General features: G+C 65.7%; 14 protein-coding genes. 11 read left to right on the forward strand and 3 right to left on the reverse strand.

The features are described 5' to 3' along the window. From EN738_RS36200 to EN738_RS10690, 3 genes are all read left to right on the forward strand, one after another. Nucleotides 1-322, forward strand: a 322-nt coding sequence (locus EN738_RS36200) for an ABC transporter permease subunit (RefSeq protein ID WP_245494472.1), incomplete at its 5' end; no start/stop codon positions are given. Continuing rightward, complete coding sequence (gene modC / locus EN738_RS10685; RefSeq protein WP_127283648.1) at nucleotides 319-1,431, forward strand: molybdenum ABC transporter ATP-binding protein; 1,113 nt, start codon at nucleotides 319-321, stop codon at nucleotides 1,429-1,431. The genes EN738_RS36200 and modC, both read left to right, overlap by 4 nt. Before the next feature lie 79 nt (nucleotides 1,432-1,510). Further along, nucleotides 1,511-1,852, forward strand: a complete 342-nt coding sequence (locus EN738_RS10690) for a winged helix-turn-helix domain-containing protein (protein WP_127283649.1) — start codon at nucleotides 1,511-1,513, stop codon at nucleotides 1,850-1,852. A 24-nt stretch (nucleotides 1,853-1,876) separates the two neighbouring features. On the opposite strand, the gene cobF is transcribed toward EN738_RS10690, so the two are convergent. Then, a complete protein-coding gene (gene cobF, locus EN738_RS10695) occupies nucleotides 1,877-2,650 on the reverse strand; it encodes a precorrin-6A synthase (deacetylating) (RefSeq protein WP_127283650.1) in 774 nt (257 codons plus the stop codon). A gap of 221 nt (nucleotides 2,651-2,871) precedes the next feature. On the opposite strand from cobF, the gene EN738_RS10700 reads away from it, so the two are divergent. The 6 genes from EN738_RS10700 to EN738_RS10725 all read left to right on the forward strand — a co-directional run bounded on the left by EN738_RS10700 (nucleotide 2,872) and on the right by EN738_RS10725 (nucleotide 8,488). Then, nucleotides 2,872-3,900 carry a DUF4424 domain-containing protein gene (locus tag EN738_RS10700; protein ID WP_127283651.1) on the forward strand — a complete coding sequence of 343 codons (1,029 nt, stop codon included), beginning with the start codon at nucleotides 2,872-2,874 and terminating at the stop codon, nucleotides 3,898-3,900. Further along, complete coding sequence (locus tag EN738_RS10705) at nucleotides 3,900-4,418, forward strand: dihydrofolate reductase (protein ID WP_127283652.1); 519 nt, start codon at nucleotides 3,900-3,902, stop codon at nucleotides 4,416-4,418. The genes EN738_RS10700 and EN738_RS10705 overlap by 1 nt, the downstream gene beginning before the upstream one ends. A gap of 147 nt (nucleotides 4,419-4,565) precedes the next feature. Beyond that, on the forward strand, nucleotides 4,566-5,681 hold the full coding sequence (gene hflK / locus EN738_RS10710) for an FtsH protease activity modulator HflK (protein WP_127283653.1): 1,116 nt from the start codon (nucleotides 4,566-4,568) through the stop codon (nucleotides 5,679-5,681). Further along, on the forward strand, nucleotides 5,681-6,634 hold the full coding sequence (locus tag EN738_RS10715) for a protease modulator HflC (RefSeq protein WP_127283654.1): 954 nt from the start codon (nucleotides 5,681-5,683) through the stop codon (nucleotides 6,632-6,634). The genes hflK and EN738_RS10715 overlap by 1 nt, the downstream gene beginning before the upstream one ends. A gap of 6 nt (nucleotides 6,635-6,640) precedes the next feature. Continuing rightward, nucleotides 6,641-6,826: a DUF2065 domain-containing protein gene (locus EN738_RS10720; RefSeq protein ID WP_127283655.1), complete on the forward strand. Its 186-nt coding sequence runs from the start codon at nucleotides 6,641-6,643 to the stop codon at nucleotides 6,824-6,826. A 144-nt stretch (nucleotides 6,827-6,970) separates the two neighbouring features. After that, nucleotides 6,971-8,488: a DegQ family serine endoprotease gene (locus tag EN738_RS10725; protein ID WP_127283656.1), complete on the forward strand. Its 1,518-nt coding sequence runs from the start codon at nucleotides 6,971-6,973 to the stop codon at nucleotides 8,486-8,488. A 45-nt stretch (nucleotides 8,489-8,533) separates the two neighbouring features. Here the strand turns inward: EN738_RS10725 and EN738_RS10730 are convergent, their stop codons facing one another. Together EN738_RS10730 and serB are read right to left on the reverse strand one after the other, a co-directional pair. Continuing rightward, a complete protein-coding gene (locus tag EN738_RS10730; RefSeq protein WP_127283657.1) occupies nucleotides 8,534-9,106 on the reverse strand; it encodes a GNAT family N-acetyltransferase in 573 nt (190 codons plus the stop codon). Next, on the reverse strand, nucleotides 9,103-9,990 hold the full coding sequence (serB, locus tag EN738_RS10735; RefSeq protein WP_127283658.1) for a phosphoserine phosphatase SerB: 888 nt from the start codon (nucleotides 9,988-9,990) through the stop codon (nucleotides 9,103-9,105). The genes EN738_RS10730 and serB overlap by 4 nt, the downstream gene beginning before the upstream one ends. Between serB and miaA the strand changes: the two genes are divergently transcribed. Further along, nucleotides 9,980-10,945 (forward strand): tRNA (adenosine(37)-N6)-dimethylallyltransferase MiaA, encoded by a 966-nt coding sequence (miaA, locus tag EN738_RS10740; RefSeq protein WP_127283661.1) that lies wholly within the window; start codon nucleotides 9,980-9,982, stop codon nucleotides 10,943-10,945. The two genes, serB and miaA, sit on opposite strands and share 11 nt — an antisense overlap. A 127-nt stretch (nucleotides 10,946-11,072) precedes the next feature. Next, nucleotides 11,073-11,864 carry a GGDEF domain-containing protein gene (locus tag EN738_RS10745; RefSeq protein WP_127283659.1) on the forward strand — a complete coding sequence of 264 codons (792 nt, stop codon included), beginning with the start codon at nucleotides 11,073-11,075 and terminating at the stop codon, nucleotides 11,862-11,864. Nucleotides 11,865-12,140: the final 276 nt, after the last annotated feature.

Consider the following 12,140-nt stretch of genomic DNA (forward strand, 5'->3'; position numbering starts at 1 on the left):
GGCGGCCGGCCCGCTCGGCGCCAATCCGCTCTGGGTGTTCATCACCATCACGCTGCCGCTGATCCTGCCCGGCCTGATCGCCGGATCCATCCTGGCCTTCGCCAAGGCGATGGGCGAATTCGGAGCGACAATCACCTTCGTCTCCAACATCCCCAACGAGACGCAGACGCTGCCGTCGGCGATCTACACCTTCACCCAGGTGCCGGGCGGCGATGACGGCGCGCTCAGGCTGACGCTGATCTCGATCGTCATCTCGATGGCCGCGCTGGTGGCGTCGGAAGTGCTGGCGCGGCGCGTCGGCCGGCGGATGGACATCGAATGACGCTGCTCGTCGACATCGGCCACCGGCTTGGCGATTTCGAGATCGATGCCAGTTTCGAAAGCGCCGGTCGGCTGACGGCGCTGTTCGGGCTGTCCGGTTCCGGCAAGTCGACGCTGATCAACCTGATCGCCGGGCTGATCCGTCCCGAGAAGGGGCGGATCGCCATCGACGGCCGCGTGCTGGTCGATACGCAATCCGACGTGTTCGTGCCGATGCACAAGAGGCGGATCGGCATGGTGTTCCAGGACGCGCGGCTGTTTCCGCACATGAGCGTCGCCGGCAATCTGCGCTATGGCCGCTGGTTCACGCCGGCCTCCGAGCGCTATGCCGACATCGACGCGGTGGTCGAGCTGCTCGGCATCGGCCATCTGCTCGACCGGCGGCCGGCCAAGCTCTCGGGTGGCGAGAAGCAGCGCGTGGCGATCGGCCGGGCGCTGCTTGCCAGCCCGAAACTGCTGCTGATGGACGAGCCGCTGGCTTCGCTCGACGAGGCGCGCAAGGCTGAGATCCTGCCCTATATCGAGCGATTGCGCGACGAGACGAAGATCCCGATCGTCTATGTCAGCCATTCCGTCGCCGAAGTGGCGCGGCTGGCGAGCGACGTGGTGGTGCTGTCGCAAGGCAAGGTCGCGGCCGCTGGCCCGACCGGGGCGATCATGCAGCGGCTCGACCTGTTGCCGGCGGAAGAGCGCGGCGAGGGCGGCGCGGTGCTGGACACCAGGGTGCTGCGCCATGACGAAAGCTTCGGCATGACGGTGCTCGGTTCGCCGGCCGGCGAAATCCGCGTGCCGCGCCTGGCACGGCCGGCCGGGACGCCAGTGCGGCTGCGCATCCGCGCCCGCGACGTCATGATCGCGACCGAAGAGCCGGTGGGCCTCAGCGCGCTCAATATATTGGCGGGAACGATCACCGCGGTCAGGCCGGGCGTCGGCCCGACGGTGGAGATCGCCATCGACTGCAATGGCGCCATCGTGCTGGCGCGCATTACCGAACAGTCGAAGCACACGCTGCGCCTTGCGCTCGGCCGCAGGGTCTTCGCGGTGATCAAGACGGTGAGCTTCGACAGCGCGACGACGGGACCAGGGCTGCCGGCCGAGGCCGATGGGTGACGAAAGGACAATGTCGCTATGTTGGTTTGGAATAGCGATTGGGCTGCCGAGCGGCTAATCTGATCGCGGAGGACAAGGGATGCCATCGCTGAGCTTGCGGATAAATCTCGATCCCGACGGGCGGATCGGGCCGGGCAAGATTGAGCTGCTGGAGCAGATCGCCGCCTTCGGCTCGATCTCGGCCGCGGCGCGCGGCATGGAGATGTCCTACAAGCATGCCTGGGACCTGGTCGAGGACATGAACCGGGTGTTTGGCAAGCCGCTGGTCGCGGCGCAGACGGGCGGCAAGAAGGGCGGCGGCGCGCAATTGACCGCGGTCGGCCTGGCGGTCGTCTGCCGCTTCCGGGCCATAGAACGGGCGGCAGCGTCCGCGGCGGCGCAGCATATGGAGGCCTTGCAAGCGGAGATCGATGCGGGCTGAGCGCCGCCCCGTTCCGGGTGGTCTCTATTCCTCAGGCTCGCCGGGCTTGCGCAGCAGATAGGTGTCCATGATCCAGCCCTTGCTTTGCCGGGCTTCCTCGCGGACCCTTTCGATCTCCGTGCCGACGTCGCCAAGGCGACCGGAGATGACGATCTCGTCGGGCGTGCCGAGATAGGCGCCCCAATGGATGACGAGGTTGTCGTCGTCCAGCGTGTTGAAGGCGCATTTGCCGTCGAGCATGACGACCGTGCTGCCGGCGTTGCCTGGCATGCCTTCCTCGGTCAGGCGGCGGCCGGTGGTGATCAGCACGGGGTCGCCGATGCGGTTCAGCGCCATTTTGTGGCTGGCGGCCAGCGCCTGGACGGCGGTGATGCCGGGAATGACCTCGAGCTCGAATTCGACATTGCGACGCTGCCGCACCCGTTCGAGGATGCGCAGCGCGCTGTCGTAGAGCGAAGGGTCGCCCCAGATCAGGAAGGCGCCGCAGCCATCTTCGGCAAGCTCGTCGCGGATCAGGCCTTCGTAGATTGCGGCGATCGCTTCATGCCAGTCGTCGACCGTCGTCCGGTAGGAAGGAGAGGGCTCGGCCCGCACCGGCACGTCGAATTCCACCCGGCGCGATTTCGGGTTGGTGACGAAGCGGTCGCAGATCTGCCGGCGCAACTGGGCGAGATCGTTCTTTGTCGCGCCCTTGTCGGGAATAAACAGGACGTCCGCCCGGTTCAGGCCGTTGATGGCCTGGACCGTCATGTGTTCGGGATTGCCGGCGCCGATGCCGATGACCAGAAGCTTGCGCATGGGCGCTCTCCTGCCCGATCGGGAAGCCGGTGTCCAGACAAGCGTGAAGCAAGCACCGGCAAGGCCGCCGAATGGCCATCGTTTGGTGGAAACGCCGAACTGCTCTAGCTATTTGTCTTGCGTAAGTCCGGGCGGAAAACCGCTACCCACTTTTCCTGGATTTGCTCTAGATGTGGGCGCGCATCCGGCCAGTGCCGGCTCTGCCGCCAAGAGGGGGGTTCATGTTCCGCACTATCCTGACCGCAGCGCTGGCATTGTCGGTCGCGCCGGCATTGGCCAACGATTCGATCGCAGAACTCGGAACCGGGGGACTGATCCTGTCGCGCAGCGACGCCGTCGCCATGGAGAGCGAGGACCTCTTCATCTCGCAGGAAAAGGTCACGGTCGACTATGTCTTCCGCAACAACACCGACAAGGACGTCAGTGCCATCGTTGCCTTCCCGATGCCCGACATCGAAGGCGACCCGAACGAGATGCCGGCGATCCCCGAAGCGCAGAGCGATAATTTCCTCGGCTTCGAAGTGACGATCGACGGCGTCGACGCAAAGCTGCAACTCGAGCAGAAGGCCTTTGCGCTGGGTATCGACATCAGCGCCGACCTCAAGGCGCAGAACGTGCCGCTCTATCCGTTCGGCGACGCGGCCAAGGCGGCGCTGGCGAAGCTTCCCAAGGAGGTCGCCGAGGACTGGGAAAACCGCGGTATCATCATCGAGGATACCGCCGATGACGGCTCGGGGATGAAGACCGTCTACGCGCCGTTCTGGCAATTGCGCTCGACCTATTGGTGGCGCTCGACCTTCCCCGCCAACAAGGCGGTGCATGTCTCGCACCGCTACAAGCCGAGCGTCGGCAGAACCTCGTCGGTCAGCTTCTTCTATGACGGCCAGTTCCAGGGCCAGTACGCGACCTACAAGACCCGCTATTGCATGGACGATGGTTTCGAGAATGCGGTGCGCAAGGCGGCCAAGGACAATCCCGACGGCTACCCGCAATTTTTCGAAAGCAGGATCGCCTATATCCTGACCACGGGCGGCAACTGGGCCTCGGGCAATATCGGCGACTTCAAGCTGACCATCGACAAGGGCAGCCCGAAGAACTTGGTCTCCTTCTGCGGCGACAATGTCCGCAAGGTCGGACCGACGACATTCGAGATGACGGCGAAGGATTTCTATCCCGAGCACGACATCGACATCTTGCTGCTCGAGCAGGCGGATGACACGAGCGGCGGTGACAACGGGAACGGTGGCTGATGGATATCGCAATCTACGTCGCCATCGCCGAGAACGGCGTGATCGGGCGCGATGGTGGCCTGCCATGGCGGCTTTCCACCGATCTCAAGCGCTTCAAGGCCGACACGATGGGCAAGCCGATCATCATGGGGCGCAAGACCTATGAAGGCATCGGCCGGCCGCTGCCGGGCCGGCTCAACATCGTGGTGACGCGCGACAAGGCCTGGCGGGCCGATGGCGTCGAAACCGCGCATTCGCTCAGCGATGCCATCGCGCTTGCCAATGTGCGCGGACGCTGCATGGCCGGCGCCGACGAGATCTGCGTGGTCGGCGGCGGCGAAATCTACGCCCAGGCGCTGCCGCTGGCCGATCGGCTGCATGTCACCCACGTGCTCGCCAGCGTCGAGGGCGATGCGCATTTTCCGCCGATCGACCCGCAAGTGTGGCGCACCGTCGGCGCCGAGGACGTGCCGGCCGGCGAGAAGGACAGCCACGCGACCCGCTATACGGTCTACGAACGCCGTCGCGGCGCAAACTGAGGACGACAAAGGGTCGCTAGCGGCCCAAAACGGACGGCCGGCCAGCAGATCGCGTTGAAAGCGCGCCGTGGCGTCCCTATAGAAGTACGACATCGGATTTTGCGCCGTCAGGCCGGCGCTGAGGGAATCCCAAGCGAAAGGACATTCATGCCCTGGAACGACAAGAGCGGTGGCGGCGGCCCATGGGGCGGCGGCGGCAATCAGGGTCCCTGGGGGCAGGGGCCGAAGGGCCCCAGCGGTCCGCAAGGCTCGCCTCCCGACCTGGAAGACATCATCCGCCGCGGCCAGGACAGATTGCGGCGCGCCCTGCCGGGCGGCGGCGGCGCCAGCCCCGCGGTGTTCGGGTTGATCGCCGCGGCGCTCGTCGTACTGTGGGCATTCAAGGCGGTCTACACCGTGCAGCCTGACGAGGTTGCCGTCGAACTGCGCTTCGGCAAGCCGAAGGCCGAGCTTTCGGAGCCCGGCCTGCATTTCCATTGGTGGCCGGTCGAGACCGTCGAGACGGCCAACATCGCCGAACAGCTCGTCGATATCGGCGGCGGCGCGACCAACAGCAACAGCTCCGGGCTGATGCTTTCGGGCGACCAGAACATCGTCAACGTGCAGTTCTCGGTCGCCTATCAGGTCTCCGATCCCAGGGCCTATCTGTTCGACGTATCCGATCCCGACGGCATGCTGCGGCAGGTCGCCGAAAGCGCCATGCGTGAAGCCGTCGGCCGTCGGCCGGCTCAGGATATCTTCCGCGATGACCGCCAGGGCATAGCCGCCTCGGTGCGCGAGATCATCCAGACGACACTGGACGGCTACAAGGCCGGTCTCAACGTCAACGCCGTCTCGATCGAGGATGCAGCGCCGCCGCGCGAGGTGGCCGACGCCTTCGACGAGGTGCAGCGGGCCGAGCAGGACGAGGACAAGTTCGTCGAGCAGGCCAACCAGTATTCCAACCAGAAACTCGGCCAGGCGCGCGGCGCGGCCGCCCAGATCCGCGAGGACGCGGCGGCCTACAAGAACCGCGTGGTTCAGGAGGCCGAGGGTGAGGCGCAGCGCTTCATCTCGGTCTATGACGAATACGCCAAGGCGCCCGACGTGACGCGCAAGCGCCTCTACCTGGAAACGATGGAGCGGGTGCTGAAGGATTCGAGCAAGGTCATCGTCGAGCAGGGCAACGGGCAAGGGGTCGTCCCCTACCTGCCGCTTCCGGCATTGCAGCAGAAGGCGCCGGCGCCGGGCGCCCTGGGCGCCACGACGGGAGGAACCCAGTGATGGCCAACCGTCTCCCCATCATCGCCGTCGTCGCGGCGGTCGTCCTGTTCCTGATCTACTCATCGGTGTTCGTGGTCAACGCGCGCCAGCAGGCGCTGGTGCTGAGGTTCGGCGAGATCGTCGACGTCAAGACCGAGCCCGGCATCTATTTCAAGGCGCCCTTCGCCTTCTTCGATGCCGACAGCGTGCAGCTGATCGAGAACCGCGTACTGCGCTTCGACCTCGACAACATCCGCGTCCAGGTCTCGGGCGGCAAGTTCTACGAGGTCGATGCCTTCATTGCCTACCGTATCTCGAACCCGCGCGTCTTCCGCGCCGCGGTGTCCGGCAGCATCGAGCTTGCCGAGCAGCGGCTGAGGACGCGTCTCGACGCGGCGCTTCGCCGTGTCTACGGTCTGCGCGACTTCGAGGCCGCGCTGTCCGAGGAACGCGCCGTCATGATGCGCGAGGTGCGCGACCAGCTCAGGCCCGACGCCACCTCGCTCGGCCTCGAAATCGAGGATGTGCGCATTCGCCGGACCGATCTGACCGCCGAGGTTTCGCAGCAGACTTTCGACCGCATGAAGGCCGAGCGTCTCGCCGAGGCCGAGCGGCTGAGGGCACGCGGCAACGAGGCGGCGCAGCGCATCAAGGCCCGCGCCGACCGCGAAGTGGTCGAGATCGTCGCCGAGGCGCAGAAGGAATCGGAAATCCTGCGCGGCGAGGGCGAAGCCCAGCGCAGCGCGACCTTCGCGGCCGCCTATCAGCGCGACCCGGCCTTCTTCGAGTTCTACCGCTCGATGAACGCCTACGGCACGGCGCTCGACAACACCGGGACGACCATGGTGCTGTCGCCTGAGTCCGAGTTCTTCCGCTATTTCCGCGATCCGAACAGCATGGAAGCACCGGTAAAGCCAACGGCGCCGCAACCCGCGCCGGCCACGCCGCCGGCGCAACCCGGCACCGGCCAGTAGCGGCCGGTGCAGGATTTTCTCGCGGCAATGGGCCTGGTCCTCGTCGTCGAGGGCCTGGTCTATGGCGGGTTTCCGGGCTTGGCCAAGAAGCTCGCCACCGAGGTGCTGTCGATGCCGGAGACCGCGCTGCGCATCGCTGGACTGGCGGCGATCGCCATCGGCGTCGGCATCGTCTGGCTGGTGCGCGGCTGACGAAAATTTCTTGGTGCCGGCGTAACGGACGATTTATCCTCTGCCGATAGCCATAGCCGCAAACGTGCCGTATTTCTTGCCAACATGACGCAACGCGGCGTTTTTGCGGAAGCGCTTTCTTTCAGAAACACCGGGAGGCCCTCGATGACACCCAACACCCTTCTGCGCGTGGCCAGGCGGACGCTCGTCGCCGGCGCAGCGGCGCTGCTCGTCGGCACCTTCCTTGTCCCGTCCACTGTGACGCCGACCGTCGCCGCCGACGGACCGGCTTCGGTTGCCGACCTCGCCCAGGGCCTGCTGGGCGCCGTCGTCAACATCTCGACCTCGCAGACGGTGAAGGGCTCGGAAGGACCCGGCGCGGTGCCGATGCCGCAATTGCCCGAGGGCTCGCCGTTCCAGGATTTCTTCGACGACTTTTTCAAGAACCGCGGCGGCGACAAGGGCGGTGGCGCCCAGAAAGTGCAGTCGCTGGGCTCCGGCTTCGTCATCGACGCCGAGCAAGGCATCGTGGTCACCAACAACCACGTCATCGCCGACGCCGACGACATCGAGGTGAATTTCTCCGACGGCGTGACGCTGAAGGCGACGCTGGTCGGCACCGACACCAAGACCGACGTCGCGGTGCTGAAGGTCGACCCGAAGGGCCACAAGCTGACGGCGGTGAAGTTCGGCGATTCCACCAAGATGCGCGTCGGCGACTGGGTGATGGCGATCGGCAATCCGTTCGGCCTCGGCGGCACGGTGACGGTCGGCATCGTCTCGGCACGCAACCGCGACATCAATTCCGGCCCCTATGACGACTTCATCCAGACCGATGCCGCGATCAACCGCGGCAATTCCGGCGGTCCGCTGTTCAACAGCCTGGGCGAGGTCATCGGCATCAACACGGCGATCATCTCGCCGTCGGGCGGCTCGATCGGCATCGGCTTCTCCATTCCCTCCCAGCTTGCCTCGGGCGTCGTCGACCAGCTTCGCCAGTTCGGCGAAACGCGGCGCGGCTGGCTCGGCGTGCGCATCCAGCCGGTGACCGACGACATCGCCGAAAGCCTCGGCATGGCGACCGCCAAGGGCGCGCTGGTGGCCGGCGTCATCAAGGGCGGACCGGTCGACAACGGCACGATCCTGGCCGGCGACGTCATCATCAAGTTCGACGGCAAGGACATTCACGAGATGCGCGACCTGCCGCGCGTCGTCGCCGAAAGCCCCGTCGGCAAGGCGGTGGACGTGGTCATCGTGCGCAAGGGCGTCGAGCAGACGGTGAAGGTGACGCTTGGCCGGCTCGAGGACGGCGAGAAGCTGGCCAGCGGCGAGGACGGCAGCAATACCGACCAGGACAATGGCGACAAGGCGCCCGCGGTATCGACGGCGGCCGTGCTCGGCATGACCATCGGCGAGCTCAATGACGAGACGCGGACCAAGTTCGGCATCGCCGCCGACGTCTCCGGCGTCGTCATCACCGACGTCACCAAGGATTCGGCCGCGGCCGAGCGTGGCATCCAGCCCGGCGAGGTGATCACCGAGATCGCCCAGGAGTCGGTGGCGACGCCCAAGGACGTCATGGACCGCATCGGCGCGCTGAAGGAACAGGGGCGCAAGAACGCGCTCCTGATGCTGGCGTCGAAGACGGGTGAGTTGCGGTTCGTTACGATCCGGATGGATTGAGTCCGGAAAATCGCGCAATCGACTGAGTTTCAATGAAAAGGGCGGCTAACGAGCCGCCCTTTTTCGTGCCTGCCAGTCATCGCGCGCCAGCCTGTAGAAGACATGCCGCTTGAGCGCCGGATGACTGTCCGGGATGTCGGGATGATCGAAGTCGCGCGCCGGATCGGCGCTCATGCCGAGGCGCTTCATGACGGCGGTGGAGCGGTGGTTGTCGGCCACGGCGAAGGAGACGATCTCGTCGCGGTCGAGCGTCTCGAAGCCAAAGGCGAGCCAGGCCTCGGCCGCCTCGGTGACATAGCCCTTGCCCCAGAATTCGGGCGCCAGCCGCCAGCCGATCTCGATTGTGTCGGAAGGCATGGACGGCACGTGATCGGTCTCCAAGAGGCCGACAAAGCCGATGCATTCGCCCGTCGCGGCGATCTCGGCGGCGGCAAAGCCAAAGCCATCCTCGGCGATCCAGCCGCGAAATTCATCCATTTTGGCATCCGTCTCGGCGCGGTCGCGGCGGAACGGAAAGAATTCCATCACCTGCTCGTCAGAATTGATGCGATGGAAGAGCTCGCGATCACGATCCTCCCAGTTGCGCAGGATCAGGCGCTCGGTGCGCATCGGTTTCATCCGGCAAACTCCTCCTGGCGATAGCCTTGCAGATAGAGCAGCGCCGTCAGGTCGCCATGGTCGATGCGGACCTTGGCCTCCGCCGCCACCGAAGGCTTGGCGTGCAGGGCGACGCCGGTGCCGGCCAGGCGGATCATGTCGAGGTCGTTGGCGCCGTCGCCGACGGCAAGCGCGTCGGCAGGGGTGAGACCAAGCCGGGCGGCGATCTCGAGCAAGGCGTCCGCCTTGGCGGCGCGGCCGAGGATCGGCTCTGCGACCAGGCCGGTGAAATGGCCATTCTCCTCGATCAGCCGGTTGGCGCGGTTTTCCTGGAAGCCGAGCGTCGCCGCGATGCGGCTGGTGAAGACATTGAAGCCGCCGGACACGAGCGCCGTCCAGGCGCCGTTGGCCCGCATGGTGCGGACCAGCGCGAGGCCACCGGATGCCAGCGTCAGCCGGGTCTCGATGAGGCGATCGACCACGGCGGTATCGAGGCCTTTCAGCAGGGCGACGCGCTCGCGCAGGGCCGGTTCGAAGGCGATCTCGCCGTTCATCGAGCGCGCGGTGATCGCCGCGACACGGTCCTTGACGCCGATCTCGTCGGCCAGTTCGTCGATGCACTCCTGGTCGATCATCGTCGAATCCATGTCAGCGATGAGGATCTTCTTACGCCGGCCGTCAGCCGGCTGGACGATCACGTCGACCGGGTGCGAGGCGAGCGCGGCGCTCAGGGTGGCGGCCGTTTCAGAGGCGTCCGCGGTTTCCGGTAGGACGAGATCGCAGGCGATGTCCTCGGCCAGCCAGCGAACAGCGCTTGCGCCGACCGACCGTGAGGCCATATTCGCTAGCGTGGCCGAGACGGCGCGGCCTTCGGGATGGGACACAAGCGTGGCGATCAGCGGCATCGGGACTTCCGGACAGGCGGGCGAGGGCCGCGTGAAGAACGCGATCCTGATAGCCGGGCCGACCGCCAGCGGCAAGTCGGCGCTTGCGCTGGATCTCGCCGAGCGCCAGGGCGGCATCATCGTCAACACCGATTCCATGCAGGGCTATTCGGTGCTCGACGTGTTGACAGCGCGGCCGGGCTCCACCGATCTCGCCCGCGCGCCGCACCATCTTTACGGCCACGTCCATCCGTCGGTCGCCTATTCCACCGGCGCCTGGCTGCGCGACGTGACGAAGCTGATCGAGGACCGCCTGCTCGCCGAACGGCCGGTCGGTGCGTTCGTGGAACGGCCGGTGATTTTTGTCGGCGGCACCGGGCTCTATTTTCGCGCGCTTGCCGAAGGGATTTCGGACATGCCCGAGATTCCGACGGCGATCCGCGACCGCTGGCGCTACGAACTCAAGGAACAGGGCGCCGAGAGGCTGCATCGCATCCTTATGCGCGAGGATTCGGCGGTCGGCATGCAGCTCAGGCCGACCGACGGCCAGCGCATCGTGCGCGCGCTGGAGGTGCTCGACGCCTCGGGCCGTTCCATAGCCGAATGGCAGGCCGCGCGGGGCCGGCCGCTGATCGACCGCGACAGCGCGCGGTTCCTGGTCATCGAACCGGATCGTGCGGAGCTGGTCGGGCGGATCGAGACGCGGTTCGACCGCATGCTGGACATCGGCGCCCTGGACGAGGTCAGAGAGCTGTTGGCGCTCAACCTCGATCCGGATCTGCCGGCGATGAAGGCAATCGGCGTGCGCGAGTTGCAGGCGGCGATGGCCGGGCAGTTGGGCTTCGCCGAAGCGATCGAGCGCGCCAAGATCGCAACGCGGCAATATGCCAAGCGCCAGGCGACCTGGTTCCGCCATCAACTGGGTCCGGAATGGCGGCGATTGCATGTCGCCGGCGGCGCCATGCCGGCGATCTGATCTCCGGCCGCTAATGCAATCACGAAAGTAAGACAAAAACCGGCCATTCTCGCTCAGGTTGTCCTGATTAACCCTCCGTAAGGCCCTGCATGGCATAAGGAACTTTGGGTAGTTCCACGGGGAGCAGATGCGTTTCCACAAGGCGGAATCCGCATTTTTCGTCTTTATTTTCGTGATCCTGGCCGCCGGCCTGGTGACGCTGCACGCCTACGGTTTCCTGCAGGCCATCGCCACCGACCTGGACGCGGCCTCCCGCATCGAAAAGATCAAGTATCTCAACAGACTGCTGTTCGCGACCGGCGTGCTGCTGGCGACCGCGCTGTTCTTCGGCGTCTTCTTCATCTACCCGCTGATCCGCAGGCAGGCGACCGAAGAGGGCAAGCTGCGCGCCATGACGGTCTCGCTCAGCGCGCGTTCGGAAACGCTGGAGCACGCGGCGCTGACCGACGGGCTCACCGGCATGCAGAACCGGCGCTATTTCGACGACGCGCTGAAGGAATATCTCGAGGAGTTCCGTCGCATCGAAAAGCCGGTCGGGCTGATGATCCTCGATCTCGACCATTTCAAGCAGGTCAACGACACGCATGGCCATGACGTCGGCGACGAGGTGCTGAAGGCGGTCGCCGGCTGCCTGAAGGGCATGACGCGCTATCACGACGTGGTGGCGCGGCTCGGCGGCGAGGAGTTCGCCGTGGTGACGCCGAACATGGACGCCGAATTGCTGGCCAAATTCGCCGAGCGCATCCGCAAGGCGATCGCCAACATGTCGGTGCTGTCCGGCAACGTTCGCCTCAAAATCACCACCAGCGTCGGCCTCGCCGTCTGGGACCGCAAGGAAACGGCCGAGGACTTTTATCGCCGCGCCGACCGCCAGCTCTATGAGGCGAAGAGGCAAGGCCGCAACCGCGTCTGCGCCTAAAATCCCGGAGCGAATTCATGAGGCCGGCCGACTGACCGGCCTTCTCGACTTCCGGTGCTCACGGACTCATGTCCGCTCCGCTCCGGGTTCTCGAAAGCCGCGCCATTCAATCCGGCCTGATGAATTCTCTCTCGGGATTTCTCCGAACTTCCGAAGAAGAAGAGATCAATCGTTCTGCGGGCGCATGCCGAAGGTTGCGGGCTTGAGGCCGTAGCGGGTGTCGAAGTCCTCGTCCGGCTGCATGCGCGGGGCGGCGGGCTTGCGGTAGTCCGGGTC

This window comes from Mesorhizobium sp. M4B.F.Ca.ET.017.02.2.1 (assembly GCF_003998955.1).
Taxonomy (GTDB): Bacteria; Pseudomonadota; Alphaproteobacteria; order Rhizobiales; family Rhizobiaceae; genus Mesorhizobium; species Mesorhizobium abyssinicae.

Excerpts from the sequence above, each read along its gene's own strand:
- modC (WP_127283648.1), top strand. The coding sequence starts at position 319 with ATGACGCTGCTCGTCGACATCGGCCACCGGCTTGGCGATTTCGAGATC.
- EN738_RS10690 (WP_127283649.1), top strand. The coding sequence starts at position 1,511 with ATGCCATCGCTGAGCTTGCGGATAAATCTCGATCCCGACGGGCGGATC.
- cobF (WP_127283650.1), bottom strand. The coding sequence starts at position 2,650 with ATGCGCAAGCTTCTGGTCATCGGCATCGGCGCCGGCAATCCCGAACAC.
- EN738_RS10700 (WP_127283651.1), top strand. The coding sequence starts at position 2,872 with ATGTTCCGCACTATCCTGACCGCAGCGCTGGCATTGTCGGTCGCGCCG.
- EN738_RS10705 (WP_127283652.1), top strand. The coding sequence starts at position 3,900 with ATGGATATCGCAATCTACGTCGCCATCGCCGAGAACGGCGTGATCGGG.
- hflK (WP_127283653.1), top strand. The coding sequence starts at position 4,566 with ATGCCCTGGAACGACAAGAGCGGTGGCGGCGGCCCATGGGGCGGCGGC.
- EN738_RS10715 (WP_127283654.1), top strand. The coding sequence starts at position 5,681 with ATGGCCAACCGTCTCCCCATCATCGCCGTCGTCGCGGCGGTCGTCCTG.
- EN738_RS10725 (WP_127283656.1), top strand. The coding sequence starts at position 6,971 with ATGACACCCAACACCCTTCTGCGCGTGGCCAGGCGGACGCTCGTCGCC.
- EN738_RS10730 (WP_127283657.1), bottom strand. The coding sequence starts at position 9,106 with ATGAAACCGATGCGCACCGAGCGCCTGATCCTGCGCAACTGGGAGGAT.
- serB (WP_127283658.1), bottom strand. The coding sequence starts at position 9,990 with ATGCCGCTGATCGCCACGCTTGTGTCCCATCCCGAAGGCCGCGCCGTC.
- EN738_RS10745 (WP_127283659.1), top strand. The coding sequence starts at position 11,073 with ATGCGTTTCCACAAGGCGGAATCCGCATTTTTCGTCTTTATTTTCGTG.